This window comes from Cryobacterium tagatosivorans (assembly GCF_004402215.1).
GTDB lineage: Bacteria > Actinomycetota > Actinomycetes > Actinomycetales > Microbacteriaceae > Cryobacterium > Cryobacterium tagatosivorans.
Genome location: NZ_SOEZ01000039.1, coordinates 41,136 through 57,949 on the forward strand (window position 1 = coordinate 41,136; position 16,814 = coordinate 57,949).

The window sequence follows — 16,814 nt, forward strand, 5'->3', positions numbered from 1 at the left end:
AGAGAACCGAGACCCCGTGACACTGGACCGCTCCGACGTACCGCCCCGCACCACCGAGATGCGCGTCGGTTACGCCGCCGGCGGATTCGACCTCTTCCATGTCGGCCACCTGAACATCCTGAAGAACGCCAGGAGCCAGTGCGACTACCTGATTGCCGGCGTGGTCTCCGATGAACTGCTCCTCGAGCGCAAGGGGACTCCCCCTGTCGTGCCGCTGTTCGAACGGCTGGAGATCGTGCGCCACATCTCCTACGTCGACGAGGCCGTCGCCGAGGTGCTGGAGGACAAGCTGGACACCTGGAACGAGCTGCGCTTCGACGTCTTCTTCAAGGGTGACGACTGGCGCGGCACCGAGCGCGGGCGGAGACTCGAGCGGGAGTTCGAGGCCGTCGGGGTCGAGGTGGTCTACTTCCCCTATACCGTCAACACGTCCAGCACGGTGCTCCGGAGGGCGCTGCATTCGCTCAACCCGCAACGCTCCGACGTGCGCGCTTAGTCGGCGGCCGCGGGCCTCGGCGGCGTCGACACGGCGAGCCAGGATCCTGCCGGGACGGTGAAGACCCCCGGCACCCCCGCGAAACGCGCGTGCAGCAGCAGGGCGACGACGACGGAGAACACGCAGAGCACAGGCGGCAGGAGCGTGGCCCAGCCGAACGCGACGCTCGCGCCGGTGCCGGCCAGAACGGCCGCGAGCGCCGTCATCGGAAAGGTGTGCACGAGGTAGATCGGCAAGGTCCTCGTGCCCAGGAAACGAAGGAAATCGCAGGAGGGGAGGCGCGACAGCAGGACGGCGAGCGAGATTCCCACCATGACGGCGAGGACGCTGACCCCCAGGAGCACGAACGGCACATGCGTCAGTTCCAGCCTTGCCATGGCGAGCACGACGAGGAGATAGGCGCCCGCCAGGACGCCGGCATGCCACCAGCGAACGAGCGGCACGAGCCGGCGAACGAGCGGTCCGAGCCACACGGCCGCCAGGAAGAAGACGAGATATCGCCCCATCTTGTCCCAGGGCGTCCCGGTGTGCAGCAGCCCCGATCCGAAGGCCGCGGCGACGATGGCCGTCCCGGCCACCTGGACCAGCGGGTTCCACCGCCGCATGAGCCAGGCGGCGGTGAAGAACAGGGGCAACGCATAGATGAACCAGAGGTTCGAACTGGGCCGGACGAAGATGGTGTACAGGTTGCTCCAGCCCGCGTTCACGGCCCCGTGACCGATGGGCGGCAGGGCGAGGAGGAACAGGGTCTGCACGGTGGCCCAGACGACGTAGAGGTAGAGCAGGAGCAGCATCCGCTTTCGGAAGAGCTGCCGATAGGGCAGGCCGATGACCCCTGCGGCGAGGATGCCGGACATGAAGAAGAAAAGCGGCATCCGGAAGGTGTCGAGGAGGGGATTGAGCCGGGCGAGCGCACCGGCCAGACCGACCGCGTCGAGGTACATCACCGCGTGGAAGAGGACGACGAGGATGATCGCGATCCCCTTCGCAACGTCGATCCAGGACTCGCGCGGCCGGACCGGAACCGCTGATTCCGGGGCCGTCGTCACGCGCCGAGTCCAGACCGCCGCTTGCGGCCGTTGCGCGCCGAGGGACGCGGCGGCGAGGTGCCGGTCGGCGGCGTCGTCACGGTCGTCGTCGAGGCACCGGGCAGCATCACGAGCCCCAGGGTGAGGATGAGCATCCGTTCCGCGCTGTAGAAGGGCCCGAAGAAGAACGTCCACCCGGCGGTGACGACGAGGAAGATCAGGACCGGGCTCGCGCTCCGGGCTGAGATGGTCGCCCCGATGCCGCGGAGGATGAGGAAGAGGATGAAGCCGGCCAGGGCCAGTCCGGGGATCCCGAAGTGCGCCCAGAGGTCGCCGAAGAGGGAGTGAAGTTCGATGTGGCCGCCGAGCATGTACCTCTCGACATAGCCGTTGTTGGGTTCATACCCGATCTCGGCCATTCCCGACTTCGCGGTGAGGATGTCCCCGAGGTTCGGCAGGGTTCCCACGCCGAATCCGATCGGACGGTCCTGCATGAGCGCCAGCGTCGCCGCCAGTTCCGGCCGGCCGCCCAGGATCAGCGAGCCGGAGGCATCCAGCTGTTCGATCGTGCGTTGCTGGGTCGTTTGCCCGAAGTACCCGGCGACGATGGCCGCCTGGCCGAAGTTGTAGACGACGACGGCCAGCGCCGCGAGCGCGATGACCACGCGGGCCCCGGACCTGCCCCGCGCCGTGCGCGCCGGCAGCAGTTGCCAGCCGAGGAGGAGGGCAGTGAGCAGCAGGATCGCGAAGGACGACCTCGCATCGGTGAACATCGCGACAACGGTGAGGCCGAGGGCGGCAACGAACCCGAGCCACCGGCGGCCGGCCAGGGTGGCGAGTGCCAGCACGATGATCGACACGGCGAAGGAGAAGCCGAAGCGCCAGGGGTTCTGCTCGTAGAGCTCGCTGGCGGTCGGCCCCCCGGCGAGGAGTCCCAGGCCGAAGCAGAGCGCGAGCCAGGAGCCGGGAATCACCTTCCGGGCCCAGAGGATGAAGCCGACGGAGCAGAGGACCCCCGCCAGGCGGAAGGTCCAGCCTGCGGCGATGCCCAGGCTGATCTCGTGAGTGTCGCGCGCGAGCTCGGTGAGCCACAGCCCCGAGCCGAGCGCGACCAGCCCGGCGATGAGCAGGGCACGCGCGCCTCGGTACTCGCGCAGGACCGGGAACCACAGCGGGGCCAGCGCGGCGGCGGCCAGATAGCCCACGGTGAGGCCGAACTGCAGCTCGATGCGCATGGCAATCAGTACGACGACGACGACCGCGACGATCCGGCGCACGACGACTGCGGGAGCGGCCCGCTCCCTCGCCGCCTTCCGTCCGGACAGCACCTGTGATGCCACGCTCACCACCGCACCGGGCCCCGCGGGCGACGATTCGGGTCTCGTCGCCTGTTCGCGTAGCCACCTCGAGCCCCACCATAGGACTCGGTCGGCGCAGGAAACAAGGGTCGACGTGAAATCGCCGGGCAATGCCCCCCGACCGGGGGTAGCCTCCCTCGCGGGGGCTGCGAGTAGAGTGGCGACCCACAGATCCGCGCCGACCCGACGGAAGCAGAGCGCCGTGACGAACCGACATGTCACCTAAGCGTCGGCCGCCCGTGCCCGAGGAGAGCGCTGCGCCCCGGGCGAGTACTCCCGGCGGCCCGGCCGCGCGCTCCGGCGCCGTCTCGCGGAACATGACCATTTCGCTCCTCGGCAATGCGTTCCCGCCCCTCGTCGCCCTGTTCTCCGGGCCGATCCTGGCGCAGGCGCTCGGCGTGGACGGGCGGGGTTCCGTTGCGGCGGCGATCGCCCCGATGGCCCTCGTCGTGACCGTCGCCACCTTCGGCGTGCCGGAGGCCGTGACCTGGGCCATCGCCCGGTCGCCGGGGCTGGCCCGGAATGCGGCCGGCCGGGGCCTGCTGATCCTGGCCCTGGCCGGCGTGCTCGCCACGGCCGGCATCCTGCTCGCCCCGCCCTGGCTGAGCGGCGGTGACCCTGGGGTGCAGCAGCTGATCATCGTGGCGAGCCTCGCGATCGTGCCGAACCTCCTCGTCGGCGTGCTGCGGGGGGTGGCCTCGGCCACGAACCACTGGCGGCTGGTCACCATAGAGAGGATCCTGACGTCCTCGCTCCGCCTCGCCGTGCTCATCCCGTTCTGGCTGACCGGCACCCTCACGCCGCTGGTCGCGACCATCACGGTGGCGGGCATGCCGGTCGTGGGCGCCTTCGTGTACATCGGCCACCTGCGTCGTCTCGATCCGCGGGCGCTCGTCGTGCCGCGCGAGGCCAGGGTCGCCGGGCTGCTCGGCTACGGCGGCCGGATCTGGGTGGGATCGCTGTCCGGGATTCTGCTCTCCCGCGTCGACCAGGTGCTGATGACTCCGCTCGCCGGGACCTACCAGCTGGGGCTCTACGTGGTCGCGGTCAGCATCAGCGAGCTCCCCCTGATCATCCACCACGCCGTGCGTGATGTGACCTTCGTGACGGATGCGGCCGACTCGGTGGACGCGAGGCTGAGCGCATCCGCCCGCATTTCGACCGCCCTCAGCGCGCTCGCCGCCCTCTTCATCGGCCTGACCATGCTCTGGTGGCTCCCGTTCCTCTTCGGCGAGGACTTCCGGGGGTCGATCCCGGTGGCCGCGGTGCTGCTGCTCGCCGTCGTTCTGCTCACGCCCGGGTCGATCGCCGGGTCCGGCCTGAGCGCGCGCGGCCGGCCGGGACTACGCAGCCTCTCCCTGACCATCGCCTGCGCCATCAACATCGGCCTGCTGGTCTGGCTGGCGCCCGCACTCGGCGCGATGGGCGCCGCGCTGGCGACCCTGGCCGGCAGCGTGATCGCCAGCAACCTCAACCTGGTTTTCCTGTCGCGGGTGTTCGGGATCGGCTTCTTCCAGTTCTACGGCGTGCGGCGGTCGGACCTGCAGACCCTCGGCCGGTACGCGCGTCGGGCCGCGCTCAGAGTGCGGCGTCGCCCGGCTTGAACGTGTCGCAGCCGTCGGCGCCCTGCTCGAAACCGGTCAGGAACCAGCGCTGGCGCTGCTCGCTCGATCCGTGGGTCCAGCCCTCCGGGTTCACCTGCCCCTGTGTGGCCTGCTGGATCCGGTCATCGCCGACTGCGGATGCCGCGCTCAGTGCGTCGGTGATCTGCGCCTGGGTGATCGGTTCCAGGAACGGGACTCCGCCGGCATCCTCTGTGGTCGACGCGGCGGCCGCCCAGGCGCCGGCGTAGCAGTCGGCCTGCAGCTCCACGCGAACCGCGTTGGAGCCGGCCCCGGTCCGGCCGTCCTGGGAGGCCTCGAGGACCCCGGTGACGTTCTGGATGTGGTGGCCCCACTCGTGGGCGACGACGTACATCTCGGCGAGCGGCCCGCCGGAGGAGCCGAAGCGCGTGCGCAGTTCGTCGTAGAACGCCGTGTCGATGTAGATCGTGGCGTCCGGCGGGCAGTAGAACGGTCCCGTCGCGCTCGAGGCGGCGCCGCAGCCGGTGTTGACACTGTCGGTGAACAGCGCGAGGTCCTGGGGTGACTGGTAGTCCACTCCGAGCGCGGGCAGTTCGGCGGCCCAGTAGGTCTCGAGCGACGCCGCTGCGCCCTTCATCCGGCAGTCGATGTTGGCGTTGGCGTCGGCGCCGGTCTGGCAGTTTTCGAGGGAGGACCCGGTGGGCTGGGGTCCGCCGCCGCCGGCCAGCCCGGTCAGGTCGACGCCCAGGATCTGCGACAGGATGATCAGGGCCACGACACCAAGGCCGCCTCCGCCGACGGCGATGCCCGTGTTGCGTCCGCGTTTGCTGGCCCTGCCACCGCCGATGTTGGCGTTGTCGTTGAACGTCATGGAATCACGCTACCCGGCGAAGCGGTCGGTCGCCTCGATGATGGCGTCCAGGTTGCCCGGCTGGTCGAAGGCATGGCCGGCATCCGGAATCATCCGGAACTCGGCCTCCGGCCACGCCTTGTGCAGTTCCCAGGCCGTGAATGGCGGGGTGCACATGTCGTACCGGCCCTGCACGATGACTCCCGGGATGTCCTTCAGCCTGGCGGCGTCGCGGATCAGCTGGTTCGGTTCGAACCAGCCCCCGTTCTGGAAGTAGTGGTTCTCGATCCGGGCGAAGGCGACGGCGAAGGCGGGCTCGGTGAAGTGCGCGATCGTCTCCGGCTGCTGCAGCAGCGTGATCGTGGACGACTCCCACTTCGACCAGGCGATGCCCGCGCGTTCGCGAACGGCCTGGTCGGGGTCGTTCAGCAGCCGGCCGTAGGCCTCGATCAGGTGGCCGCGTTCGTCAACCGGCACGGGGGCGAGGAAGTCTTCCCAGAGGTCAGGGTAGATCGCCGCGGCGCCGCCCTCGTAGAACCAGTCCAGCTCGACCGGGCGCAGCGTGAAGATGCCGCGGACGACCAGTTCAGTGACGTGTTCCCTGTGGGTCTGGGCGTAGGCCAGGGCGAGGGCGCTGCCCCACGATCCGCCGCAGACCAGCCAGCTGTCGATGCCGAGGCGCTCGCGGAGTTTCTCCAGGTCGGCCACGAGGTGCCAGGTGGTGTTCGTCTCGAGGTCGGCGTCCGGTTCGCTCGCGTGCGGCGTGCTCCGGCCGCAACCGCGCTGGTCGAAGAGGATGATCCGGTATTTCTCCGGGTTGAAGACGCGGCGCTGGTTGGCGCTGGACGCGCCGCCCGGCCCTCCATGCAGGTAGACCGCCGGCTTCCCGTCCGGGTTGCCGGAGGCCTCCCAGTAGAGGGTCTGGCAGTCCCCCACGTCAAGGGTGCCGGTCTCGTACGGTTCGATTTCGGGATAGAACTCTCGCATGCGAAGAGCCTATGCCCCGGGCGCCTCGAGGCTAGGCGTCTCGACGCTTGAGCAGCAGGGCGGCGCCGGCCAGGCTCACCGCCAGCCAGCCCAGGACGACCAGCAGGGCCTGCCAGGGCTCCATGACCGCCTGCCCGCCGGAAGCCATCATGCCGGTGCCCGCGTTGGAGATCAGGTACGGGACAAGGTCGTTCGCCCAGGTCGCCGGGATCATCGACAGGACGATCGGCAAGAGCAGCAGCATCCCGAGGGTCGCGGCGATCCCGCCGGCGCTGTTGCGCAGGATGGCGCCGACCCCGAGGGCGAAGACGGCAACCAGGGCAAGGTAGAGGGCGCCGGCCAGCAGGGGCACGATGACCGCGCCGTCGACCAGGCTGGCGTGGATGCCCTTCCCGGCCAGCATCGGCCCGGCCACGAGGAAGGATCCCAGCGTGGCGATCGCGCCGACCACGAAGGTGGCCGTGAAGAGCACGGCCGCCTTCGCCCAGAGCGCGGGCAGCCGACGGGGCACCGCGGTGAGCGTCGACCGGATCATGCCGGTGGAGTACTCGCCGGTCACGACGAGCACGCCGAGCACGCCAACGACCAGCTGGCCGAAGAAGACCCCGAAGGTCGAGGCCTGCACGACGAAGGCGGCCTGCACGGCGGCAGGCATCGGGCCTCCGTCCTGGAGGTCCAGAGCGGCGGACATGATCGCCGCCATGCCCAGGGAGATGACCACGACGATGGCGTAGGACCACGACGTGGAGCGCACGGTGCGCAGCTTGATCCACTCCGAGCGGAGGATGCCGGCGAAGCTCAGCCGGAAGGCCGACGGTGGACGTTCCGCACCGGCCGGGGCGGGAGGTGTCGCCTGCGACGGGGTCGAGGTCGGGGTCGTCGTGCTCATCGTGCGGCCTCCTGCAGTTCGGGCGCGTCGGAATCCGGGGAGCCCATGCTGCGGTACTCCACCTCGTCCTGGGTCAGGGTCATGTAGGCCTCTTCAAGGGAAGCGGAGAGCGGGGTCAGCTCGTGCAGCGCGATGCCGGCACCGGCCGCCTGCTCGCCGATGTCCGCCGCGGTGATGCCGACGATCTCGAGGACGTCCGGCCCCGTCGGGGTGACGGTCACGTCCGGCCGGGCGAGCAGGGTGGCCAGCCGTCCGGAGTAGGGGCTCCGGACCCGGACCGTGCTGCGCGTGGCGGATCCGATGATGTCGGCCACCGGGGCGTCCGCGATCACGCGGCCCCGCCCGAGCACGATGAGGTGGTCGGCGGTGAGCGCCATCTCGCTCATCAGGTGCGAGGACAGGAGCACCGTTCGGCCCTCGGCAGCGAAGTGGCGCACGAGGCGGCGCACCCATTGCACGCCCTCGGGGTCGAGTCCGTTGATCGGTTCGTCGAGGATGAGCGTCGCCGGGTCACCGAGGAGCGCCGCCGCGATGCCCAGCCGCTGGCCCATGCCGAGGGAGAAACCGCCCACACGCTTGCGGGCCACGGACTCGAGGCCGGTCAGCTCGATGACCTCCCGCACCCGGCGGGCGGGGATGCCGTGCGTGGCGGCCATGGCGAGGAGGTGGTTGTACGCCGAGCGCCCCGTGTGCACGGCCTTCGCGTCGAGGAGAACCCCCACCTCGCGGAGCGGGGCCGCGTGGTCGCGGTAGTGCTTGCCATTGACCGTGACGGAGCCGGCGCTCGGTCTGCTCAGCCCCACGATCATGCGCATCGTGGTGGACTTTCCCGCGCCGTTCGGGCCCAGGAAACCGGTGACCTTGCCGGGCTGCACTGTGAAGTCGACCGCGCCGACCGCCGTCTTGCTTCCGTAGTGCCTGGTCAGGGATTGTGCCTGGATCATCGCTGTCCTCGTTCGTCTGTCGGTGCGGGGCGGTGGGCGTGAGGTGGGCGGGCGATCGGCGTGCGATCGGCGTGCGGCTGACCTTCCTCGACCCTAGTGCCGCCGCCCGAGTGCCGGCCGAGCGGGTGCCGAGCGGGTGCGGGTACGATGCCCGGCATGCGCATGATCCAGGTAGCCCAGAGGGCCGAGGACCTCGGGCGGGCGAGCGCGTTCTATTCGCGGCTGCTCGGCACGGAGCCGACCGGGGTGTTCGACCCGCCCGGGCTGGTGTTCTTCGACCTCGACGGCGTGCGGCTGCTCCTCGAGCGCCGGGCGCCGTCAGCCGTCATCTACCTGCAGGTGCCCGATCTGGCTGCCGCGCTGGAGCGGCTCCGCGCCGACGGCGTCCGGGTCGTCGCCGAGCCTGCGCTGATCTTCCACCACGGCGACGACAGCCTCGGCCCGGCCGGCACCGACGAGTTCATGGCCTTCGTGGCCGACAGCGAGGGGAACACGGTCGGGCTGGTCGAGCAGAGGGTCGGCGGGCGTAGGTGATCGACGGACCGTGATCGAGCCGGGCTCCGGGCGCTATTTCCGCGTCTTGCCGGACTTCGCCTTGCGCGCCTTCTCGTCGACCGGTGCCGTGCCGCTCTCACGCAGGTTGCGGTAGTACTCGCGGGCCTCGTTTTGGCGCTCGCGTTCGATGCCGCTGGCGATCGGGGCGCGCAGGTGCTCCTGGCTGTAGCCGAAGGCGTCGACGAGGTCCTGTGCGTGCGGGCGCAGGCGGGCGATGAGGCGGTCGATGTAGGCCGTGACCGACTGGGCGCGCTGCGCGGACAGCCGGCCGTGGATGAGGTACCAGGCCAGGTTCTTCTCGACCAGGCCGAGCCCGAACAGGTCGCGCAGCCAGGTGAGCACCTGCCGGGTCCCCGCGTCCGGGGTCGAGTCCACCGCGCGGGTGAACGCCTCCCACTGCAGGAGTTCGCCGTGCGCCCTGGCCGCCTCGATGAGTTCGTTCTGGTGTGAGTTGAACAGGTCGGCGGCCTGCTTCCTCGGCAACTTGTTGGCCGAGCGAAGCTTCGCCGCGACATCCGCGATCATCGTTTCGACCCGGTCGGTGAGCAGCTGCCGCTGCACATTCGTGTCGCGCAGCTGCCCGACCGAGCGGGCGGTGGAGCCGAAGTCGGCGACGGCCTGGGCCAGGGTGCGGAGGCCGGTCCCGTGGTAGGCGCGGTCCGCGGCCTGCTGCACGACGTACCGGGCGAGGGCCCCGGCATCCGCGGTGGCGAACTTCTTGCTGTAGTCGGTGAGCAGGCGCTTGGCGACCAGCTGCAGGAGCACGTTGTTGTCGCCCTCGAACGTCGCGTAGACGTCAAGGTCGGCGCGCAGGCCGACGAGGCGGTTGGCCGCCATGAAGCCGGCGCCTCCGCAGGCCTCGCGTGCCTCCTGCAGGGTGTCCAGGGCGTGCCAGGTGGAGAGCGGTTTGAGCGCGGCGGCGAGGGTTTCGAGATCCTGTCGGTCGTCGTCGGTGTCCGCCCGGCCGCTGAAGACCTCGTCGAATTTCACGAGGAACTCGTCGTGCGCGAAGGTCTGGGCGTAGGTGGTGGCCAGGCACGGCAGCAGCCGGCGCTGGTGCCGCTGGTAGTCGAGGATGACCTCCTCGTCGGTCTCGCTGCCGGCCGTGAACTGCCGGCGCTGGCCGCCGTAGGTGATGGCGATGGTGAGCGCCAGCGCGGATGCCTGGGTGGCCGCGCCGTCGAGGGAGACCCGTCCCTGCACGAGCGTGCCGAGCATGGTGAAGAATCGGCGGCCCGGGCTGTCGATCGAACTCGTGTACGTTCCGGCGGCGTCGACGTCGCCGTAGCGGTTGAGGAGGTTCGCACGCGGAATTCGCACATTCGTGAAGTGCAACCGTCCGTTGTCTATGCCGTTCAGCCCGCCCTTGAGGCCGTCGTCCTCGCCGCCGATGCCGGGCAGGAAGGCGCCGTCCTCGTCGCGGATCGGCAGGTAGAACGCGTGGACGCCGTGGTTCACGCCCTGCGTGACCAGCTGGGCGAAGACGACCGCCGCGACGCCGTCCTTCGCGGCGTTGCCCAGGTAGTCCTTCCAGGCTCCGCGGAACGGGGTGTGGATGACGAACTCGTCCGTCTCGGGGTCGAACGTCGCGGTCGTGGCGATGCTGGCGACATCCGAACCGTGTCCGATCTCGGTCATCGCGAAGGCGCCGGGGATCTTCAGGCTCATGATGTCGGGCAGCCAGGCGTCGTGGTGCGGCTTCGTGCCGAGGTGGAGCACTGCGGCGCCGAACAGGCCCCACTGCACGCCGCCCTTGATCTGCAGGCTGGGGTCGGCGGTGACGAGCTCCTCGAAGGCGGCGATGTTGCCGCCCTGGTCGTTCTGGCCGCCGAGGTGCCTGGGGAAGGCGCGGTGCACGTGGCCGATCTCGGCGAGGGTCTTCAGCTGGCCGAATACCCGGGTGCGGTGTTCGTCCATCGAGAGCCCGTCGATGCGCTGCATCTCGGGCCGCGCCGTGAGTTCGCGCGCCGTCAGGCGCACGTCGGCCCAGGTGCCGAGCAGCTGCCGCTTCAGGGACGGAAGGTCGACCGCCGGGGCGGTCGGGTCTCCGGCGATCTTGATCGGCCCGGTGTCGACGCCGGCGTCGATGTCGGCCTCGACGTTGGCGCCGGTCGAGGTGCTGCGGGCGGTGGGGCGCTGGGCGGTGTCAACCATCGTCGGTCCTTCGTCTTTCGCGCGGAACTGGAGTTTTGTTCCACGCTACGGCTGGCTCCGAAGCGGCCGAAATTGTGCGTGACGGGCCTACAAAGAACCAGGCCGGGCTCGGCATTCGCTTTGTAGGATTCCGCAGGCCATCCGGGAATGTGCCTGCCATGACCCACAAAAAGACGAGGGTCGGGCGAGGTCAGGCGGGGTTGTTGGCGATGATGTGGAAGACGTGCCAGTGCCGGGGGCCGAAGGCGGACTGGCCCGTCCGGTCGTCCTCGTCGAGCCTGTGCACGGTCAGTCCGGCGAGCAGCGCCTGCACCTCGGCGCGGTCGTGGAAGTTCATGTCTGCGCGGCCGGACCAGGAATCGTGCGGGCCGAACAGTTCGCCGGCGAACCAGGCGCCGGGCTTCAGCGAGGCACGGATGTCCGACCACAGGGCCGGGAACGCCGCCGGTGCGCAGAACGGCAGCGCGAAGGTCGAGTAGACGAGGTCGGCGGCGGGGAACTCGCCGATCTCCTCGAACCGGGCGCGGCGGAAGTCCAGGCGGGCGAGCTGCTCGGGGGTGAGGCCCGCGCGCACCCGCGCCGCGGAGGCGGGGTCCGCATCGATCGCGACCACCCGCCATCCGTTCGCGAGGAGGTGACGGGTCTCGGTTCCCTCGCCGCAGCCGATGTCGATCGCCACACCGGGTGGGGCATCGGCCCGGCGGGCGAGGGCCTGCAGCACGACCGACCGCACGGCGCGACCGGCCTGCGCGTCGTAGTAGCCGGTCCAGTCCATGGGCTACTCGGCCGCGACCGCCGCGACCACGCCCAGCAGCGCCTCACCGTAGGCCTCGAGCTTCTTCGCGCCGATCCCGCTGATGCCGTCCAGCTCGCCGAGGGTCGCCGGCCCGGCCGCCGCGACGGCCAGCAGCGTGGCGTCGCCGAAGACGATGTAGGCGGGCACGCCCTGCTCCCTGGCCGCGGCGGAGCGCCAGGCGCGGAGAGCCTCGAACAGCGCCTCCTGCCCGGGCGTGAGGTCGGCGACGCCGGCCCTGGCCGTGCTCTTCGCGGCCGCCGTGCGGCGCGCGGGGCGGTCGGGCTCGGTGCGGAGCTGCACCGGGCGGTTGCCGGCGAGCACCTCGGCCGCGGCATCGGTGAGGGCCAGCGTGCCGTACTCGCCTTCGGGGGCGAGGAATCCCTGGGCCAGCAGCTGGCGCACGACGCCGCGCCACTGCTGGTCGCTGAGGTCGGCACCGATGCCCCAGGTGGCGAGCTGCTCGTGCCTGTGCTGCGTGCTGCGCGGGGTCGTCTTGCCGCGCAGGATGTCGATGAGGTGCCCGGCGCCGAAGCGCTGGTTGCGTTCCCGCAGCAGGCGCACGACCGTGGAGAGCAGCTTCTGGGCGGGGATCGTTCCGTCCCAGCCGACGGGCGGCTCGAGGCAGGTGTCGCAGTTGCCGCAGGGCTCGCTGGCCTGGCCGAAGTAGCGCAGGAGGTTGACCCGGCGGCAGTGCACGGTCTCGCAGAGTGCGAGCATGGCGTCGAGGTGCGCGGAGAGTTTGCGCCGGTGCGCCATGTCGCCGGGCGACTGGTCGATCATGCGTCTCAGCTGCACGACGTCCTGCAGCCCGTAGGCCAGCCAGGCCGTCGCGGGGGCGCCGTCGCGGCCGGCCCGGCCGGTTTCCTGGTAGTACCCCTCGACCGACTTGGGCAGGTCGATGTGGGCGACGAAGCGCACGTCGGGCTTGTCGATCCCCATGCCGAAGGCGATGGTGGCGACGATGACGACACCCTCTTCGCGGAGGAACCTCGACTGGGTGCGGGCGCGCACTCCCGCGTCGAGCCCGGCGTGGTAGGGCAGGGCGTTGACGCCGTTGGCCCGGAGGAACTCCGCGGTCTGTTCGACGGTCTTGCGGCTGAGGGCGTAAACGATGCCCGCGTCGTCCGGATGCTCCGAGCGGATGAAGGCGAGGAGCTGCTTGCGCACCTCGAGCTTGTTCACGATGCGGTACTGGATGTTGGGCCGGTCGAAGCTGGCGACGAAGTGCTTCGCCTCCCCGAGCTGCAGCCGGGTGGTGATCTCCTTGTGCGTGGCATCCGTGGCGGTGGCGGTGAGCGCGATGCGCGGTACGTCGGGCCAGCGGTCGGCGAGTTCGGACAGGGCGAGGTAGTCGGGCCGGAAGTCGTGCCCCCACTGCGACACGCAGTGGGCCTCGTCGATGGCGAAGAGCGAGATGGTGCCCTGGCCGAGGAACCGTTTGGTGGCCTCGGAGGAGAGCCGCTCCGGTGCGACGTAGAGCAGGTCGAGGTTGCCGGCGAGGTAGTCGCGTTCGACCTGGCCGCGGGTGGCGGCGTCCTGGCTCGAGTTGAGGAACTCCGCGCGCACGCCGACGGCGGTGAGCGCATCGACCTGGTCCTGCATGAGGGCGATCAGCGGCGAGATGACGATGCCGGTGCCTTCGCGCACGAGCGAGGGGATCTGGTAGCAGAGGCTCTTTCCGCCACCGGTGGGCATGAGCACGACCGCGTCGCCGCCGCCGATGAGTTGCTCGATGATGGCGGCCTGTTCGCCGCGGAACGAGTCGTAGCCGAACACCGTGTGCAGGGCCTCGGCGGCGGTCGCGAACTTCGCGCTGGCCGCGATGGATGCGGCCGGTGCCCCGCGCCCGGAAGTGCCGGGCGTGGAGCCCTCCGGGACGAATGCCCGGTCGGGGTGGCTGTCGGGCGGTGGCGGCGCGTCGAAGTCTTCGGGTGGTTCGAACTCGTCGGGATCCCAGGGTATTTCGGCGTTCCAACTCACCCGCCAACTCTACCCGGGGCCCCCGACCTCTCCCCCGTCCCCAGGAGACTCCTTCGGCAGATCGTGGAGTCATCGGGTTGGTGAACTCTGCATTGCCTGCCTGCCTGCGTTGCCGCGGGGCAGCATCCGCGTCGCGAATACCGGACGGTTTGCGCCCACGTGCCCGACAACAGGATGAAACGGCCGGTTTCCGGCGGCCGATCCGGTTTTCGCGGCTGGACCGTCGCACTGCCGGCCGTGGGCTAGTCCAGTCGGGCAGGTCCAGGCGCCACTGGGTCGGTCGACACCTGCGACCCGCTGACACGTCCGGTAAACGGCATTCCAGGTTGAGTTGCGGAAAAAGCACCTCAAATCCACAAACGAAGGCGCTTTTTCCGCAACTCAACCAGGAAATGCCAGACACGCGCCAGATCGGCGAATCGTGCGGTCTCTGTCGGCGGCGATACGCATCCGCCAACCCTGACCACCACGATCTGCCGAACTGGGCAGGAGAGGCGGGGGGAGGGGCGACGGCGGACGGTTCAGCCGAAGGTGAAGGAGAAGGCCTCCACACCGGGCGAAACGGTCACTCGGAGGGCGCCGGTGCCGATGTCGCTCGTCTTCACGAGTGGATACGACTTCGGGGTGCCGCTCACGCTGAACGACTTCGTCTTGCCGTCGACCGTGTAGCTGACCGTTCCGGAGCCGGACAGGACCATCCGCACCTCGCTGGCGGTGTAGTTCAGCGCGATCTTCGCCTTCCCTGCCGCCGGGGTGACCGACTGGGTGCCGAGCGTCCAGGCGCCGTCGAGCGCGAACGAGTTCGCGGCGAGCTTCTTCGGTGCGTCGAAGGCCGACGTCGCCGCCGAGTACTTCTCGCTGCCGCCGAAGTTCACCTGTTTGGTGGTGCCGAGGTAGGTCTCCGGGGTGGTCTTGCCGGCGGTCGGCGTCGTGTCAGCGACATCCGTCGCCGGCGGCAGCTTGACGTCGGGGTTGTTCTGAACCAGGAGCTCACGGATGAGCTTCTCGGTCACGTCGTAGTCGCCCTCGCCGAGCTTGATGTGGCGCACGGTGCCCGACGCGTCGACCAGGTAGTGGGCCGGCCAGAAGCGGTTGCGGTAGTTGGTCCAGGTCGAGAGCTTGTTGTCGATGGCGACCGGGTAGTCGATGCCGAAGCTCTTCGCGCCGGCCTTGACGTTGCGCGGTTCCTTCTCGAAGGCGTATTCGGGGGCGTGCACACCGATGACCTCGAGCCCGGCGTCCTTGTAGGCGTCGTACCAGGCCGTCACGTGCGGGATCGAGCGCTGGCAGTTGATGCAGGAGTACGCCCAGAAGTCGACCAGCACGACCTTGCCCTTCTGCTCCGAGAGCACGATCGGCTCGTTGCCCGGGGTGTTGAACCACTCCTGGATGCCGCGGATCGACGGCGCGGTTCCGCAGCTCTGCAGCTCGCCGGCGCCGTCGGTGCATTTCGAGAGGGCCTGGTTCTCGTCGGTGACGAGGCCGCCGAGGTCGAGCGCTTTGGTGATCTGCTCCGAGTTGCTGAACCGGTCCTGCAGGGCGCTGGTGTAGTCGGGAACGAGACGCTGCAGCAGCTGCGGCACGTTGAAGACGAGACCGATCGCGAGGGCGATCATGACGATTCCACCGGTCATCCGTATGCCGCGCTGGCGCTTGCGGAAGGACTTGACCCGCTCGGCCACTCGTCGGCCGGCGAGGGCGAAGGCGAGCAGCGGGATCGCCGCGCCCAACGCGAACGTGACCGTGAGGATGACCGTCTCGATGCCGATCCTGCCGGTCGAGCCGGCGACCGTGATGGCGGCCAGCACCGGCCCGGCGCACGGCACGTAGACCGCGCCGAGGGCGAGGCCGAGCACGAAACCGCCGCGCTCGGTGCCGACGTTGCGCTGCGGGATCCAGGAGAACGGCTTCTCCAGGATGTGCTCGAACCTGGGGAAGATCAGTCCGATGCCGATCAACACGAGCACGATCAGGCCCGCCCAGCGGAGCACGTCCTGCGGGAGATTGAGGAGGGAGAGGAGGAGCGAGCCGATCAGCGTGAAGACGCTGAAGCTCACCACCAGGCCGCTGATCACGAGGTAGGGCCGCCAGCGCGAGGGTGCGATGGCGGCCGCGTCGTCGCTTGACTTCGCCCCCTGAACACCGCCCGAGAAGAAGATAACGGGTAGCACGGGCAGGATGCACGGTGATATCCCGGTGATCAAGCCACCGAAGAATCCGATGAGGGCAAGTGAGAGCACGGTCTCCTCCAAAGTCTGTCGGAGTGTGTTCGGAGGAGAGGGCTAATCAGTTTGGGTCGGTGCCGTGCGGATTGGCCAGCGAGACTCCGTGCCCCAGGCGCCGGAAGAGGGCCTGATGGATCCCATGCCGAAGCCGAGAATCATCAGCGGCGACAGGATGTCGGCCGCGTAGGTGCTGTCCAGGCCCAGGTGGGTGAGGCAGGACCATCCCGATGGCACCCAGCGCCATCCCGAACGGCACCATGACCTTCGGTCCGAAGCGGGGGACGAAGATGTTCGTCGACAACTGCGAGGCGAGGACCAGCATCGCGATCACCGGCAGGAAGGACAGCCCGGTCTGAATGGGCGTGTACAGGGAGGTCTGCAGGTAGTAGGTGACGAACAGGAAGATCCCTCAGGCGAGCGGGGAATCCCAACCGTCCGTTTCCGCGTTCGAGAACCCGTAGACCAGCCCGCAGAGCGCGCCGGAGACGAGCACGATCCCGGGAATGTCGAGCTTCGGGCGCGGACCGGTGCGCTTCGCGTTGCTCACGAAGAAGATGGCACCGACGATGGCGATGATCGCGATGAAGACGTTGATGTAGAGGACCTCGGAGACGACGCGGCGGAGCAGTCGCCGAAGCTCGGCCGCAAACGCGACCATACCCGCCACCCCGAGATCCTGGCTGGCGCGCTCGAGGTCCTCGCCGAAACCGGCTACGACGGAATGACGCTCTCCCTGATCACCCCGTCGATGGCGGCGTACCGCGTGCTGCTCCTGAGAAAACCCGTCGACCAGGCGTTCCTCGTGTCCCTGAACGACGGGGTCCTGCTGACCGCGGTCGGTCTGGGTCGGCCGAAGAGCCGGCCCTGGTTCGAGTTCGGCGGACTCTCCCTGCCCCAATTCCGGGTCCCCTCCAAACCGGATCGGCCGGGGCTCCGAATGATGCTGTGAAGGCCGCACACCAGGTGGGC

At 69.5% G+C, this 16,814-nt stretch carries 16 protein-coding genes; 5 read left to right on the forward strand and 11 right to left on the reverse strand.

Going from position 1 to position 16,814, the window contains the following annotated elements:
- The first annotated feature begins 58 nt into the window (after positions 1 to 58).
- Complete coding sequence (locus E3O23_RS07965; RefSeq protein WP_134489917.1) at positions 59 to 496, forward strand: FAD synthase family protein; 438 nt, start codon at positions 59 to 61, stop codon at positions 494 to 496.
- On the opposite strand, the gene E3O23_RS07970 is transcribed toward E3O23_RS07965, so the two are convergent.
- Together E3O23_RS07970 and E3O23_RS18095 are read right to left on the reverse strand one after the other, a co-directional pair.
- Positions 493 to 1,545 (reverse strand): acyltransferase family protein, encoded by a 1,053-nt coding sequence (locus E3O23_RS07970; protein WP_166790447.1) that lies wholly within the window; start codon positions 1,543 to 1,545, stop codon positions 493 to 495. The two genes, E3O23_RS07965 and E3O23_RS07970, sit on opposite strands and share 4 nt — an antisense overlap.
- Complete coding sequence (locus E3O23_RS18095) at positions 1,542 to 2,864, reverse strand: O-antigen ligase family protein (RefSeq protein ID WP_166790448.1); 1,323 nt, start codon at positions 2,862 to 2,864, stop codon at positions 1,542 to 1,544. The genes E3O23_RS07970 and E3O23_RS18095 overlap by 4 nt, the downstream gene beginning before the upstream one ends.
- Positions 2,865 to 3,199: 335 nt before the next feature.
- On the opposite strand from E3O23_RS18095, the gene E3O23_RS07975 reads away from it, so the two are divergent.
- A complete protein-coding gene (locus E3O23_RS07975; RefSeq protein WP_166790449.1) occupies positions 3,200 to 4,486 on the forward strand; it encodes an oligosaccharide flippase family protein in 1,287 nt (428 codons plus the stop codon).
- Here the strand turns inward: E3O23_RS07975 and ypfJ are convergent.
- From ypfJ to E3O23_RS07995, 4 genes are read right to left on the reverse strand one after another with little or no spacing between them, the layout of a single operon-like run.
- Positions 4,461 to 5,336 (reverse strand): KPN_02809 family neutral zinc metallopeptidase, encoded by an 876-nt coding sequence (gene ypfJ, locus E3O23_RS07980; RefSeq protein WP_134489863.1) that lies wholly within the window; start codon positions 5,334 to 5,336, stop codon positions 4,461 to 4,463. The genes E3O23_RS07975 and ypfJ overlap by 26 nt on opposite strands.
- Before the next feature lie 9 nt (positions 5,337 to 5,345).
- Entirely contained in the window at positions 5,346 to 6,302 is a 957-nt protein-coding gene (gene pip, locus E3O23_RS07985) for a prolyl aminopeptidase (RefSeq protein ID WP_134489865.1), read from the reverse strand.
- A gap of 31 nt (positions 6,303 to 6,333) precedes the next feature.
- Positions 6,334 to 7,191, reverse strand: a complete 858-nt coding sequence (locus E3O23_RS07990) for an ABC-2 transporter permease (RefSeq protein ID WP_134489867.1) — start codon at positions 7,189 to 7,191, stop codon at positions 6,334 to 6,336.
- Positions 7,188 to 8,135 (reverse strand): ABC transporter ATP-binding protein, encoded by a 948-nt coding sequence (locus E3O23_RS07995; RefSeq protein WP_134489869.1) that lies wholly within the window; start codon positions 8,133 to 8,135, stop codon positions 7,188 to 7,190. The genes E3O23_RS07990 and E3O23_RS07995 overlap by 4 nt, the downstream gene beginning before the upstream one ends.
- A gap of 156 nt (positions 8,136 to 8,291) precedes the next feature.
- Between E3O23_RS07995 and E3O23_RS08000 the strand changes: the two genes are divergently transcribed.
- On the forward strand, positions 8,292 to 8,669 hold the full coding sequence (locus E3O23_RS08000) for a VOC family protein (RefSeq protein ID WP_134489871.1): 378 nt from the start codon (positions 8,292 to 8,294) through the stop codon (positions 8,667 to 8,669).
- A 33-nt stretch (positions 8,670 to 8,702) separates the two neighbouring features.
- On the opposite strand, the gene E3O23_RS08005 is transcribed toward E3O23_RS08000, so the two are convergent.
- The 4 genes from E3O23_RS08005 to E3O23_RS08020 form a co-directional block, all read right to left on the reverse strand.
- Entirely contained in the window at positions 8,703 to 10,844 is a 2,142-nt protein-coding gene (locus tag E3O23_RS08005; protein ID WP_134489873.1) for an acyl-CoA dehydrogenase family protein, read from the reverse strand.
- Between the two features lie 190 nt (positions 10,845 to 11,034).
- Positions 11,035 to 11,619, reverse strand: coding sequence for a class I SAM-dependent methyltransferase (locus tag E3O23_RS08010; RefSeq protein WP_134489875.1), 585 nt, complete (start codon positions 11,617 to 11,619; stop codon positions 11,035 to 11,037).
- Between the two features lie 3 nt (positions 11,620 to 11,622).
- Positions 11,623 to 13,620, reverse strand: a complete 1,998-nt coding sequence (gene recQ / locus E3O23_RS08015) for a DNA helicase RecQ (protein ID WP_134489877.1) — start codon at positions 13,618 to 13,620, stop codon at positions 11,623 to 11,625.
- A gap of 521 nt (positions 13,621 to 14,141) precedes the next feature.
- Complete coding sequence (locus tag E3O23_RS08020) at positions 14,142 to 15,860, reverse strand: cytochrome c biogenesis protein DipZ (protein WP_134489879.1); 1,719 nt, start codon at positions 15,858 to 15,860, stop codon at positions 14,142 to 14,144.
- 212 nt (positions 15,861 to 16,072) lie between these two features.
- Between E3O23_RS08020 and E3O23_RS18685 the strand changes: the two genes are divergently transcribed.
- On the forward strand, positions 16,073 to 16,201 hold the full coding sequence (locus tag E3O23_RS18685; protein WP_255453297.1) for a hypothetical protein: 129 nt from the start codon (positions 16,073 to 16,075) through the stop codon (positions 16,199 to 16,201).
- 53 nt (positions 16,202 to 16,254) lie between these two features.
- Here E3O23_RS18685 and E3O23_RS18520 read toward each other — a convergent pair whose 3' ends face one another.
- The gene (locus E3O23_RS18520) at positions 16,255 to 16,503 is read right to left on the reverse strand and encodes a hypothetical protein (protein WP_241983384.1); all 249 of its coding nucleotides are present in this window, start codon (positions 16,501 to 16,503) and stop codon (positions 16,255 to 16,257) included.
- Between the two features lie 63 nt (positions 16,504 to 16,566).
- On the opposite strand from E3O23_RS18520, the gene E3O23_RS18270 reads away from it, so the two are divergent.
- Complete coding sequence (locus tag E3O23_RS18270) at positions 16,567 to 16,794, forward strand: hypothetical protein (RefSeq protein ID WP_174776610.1); 228 nt, start codon at positions 16,567 to 16,569, stop codon at positions 16,792 to 16,794.
- Positions 16,795 to 16,814: the final 20 nt, after the last annotated feature.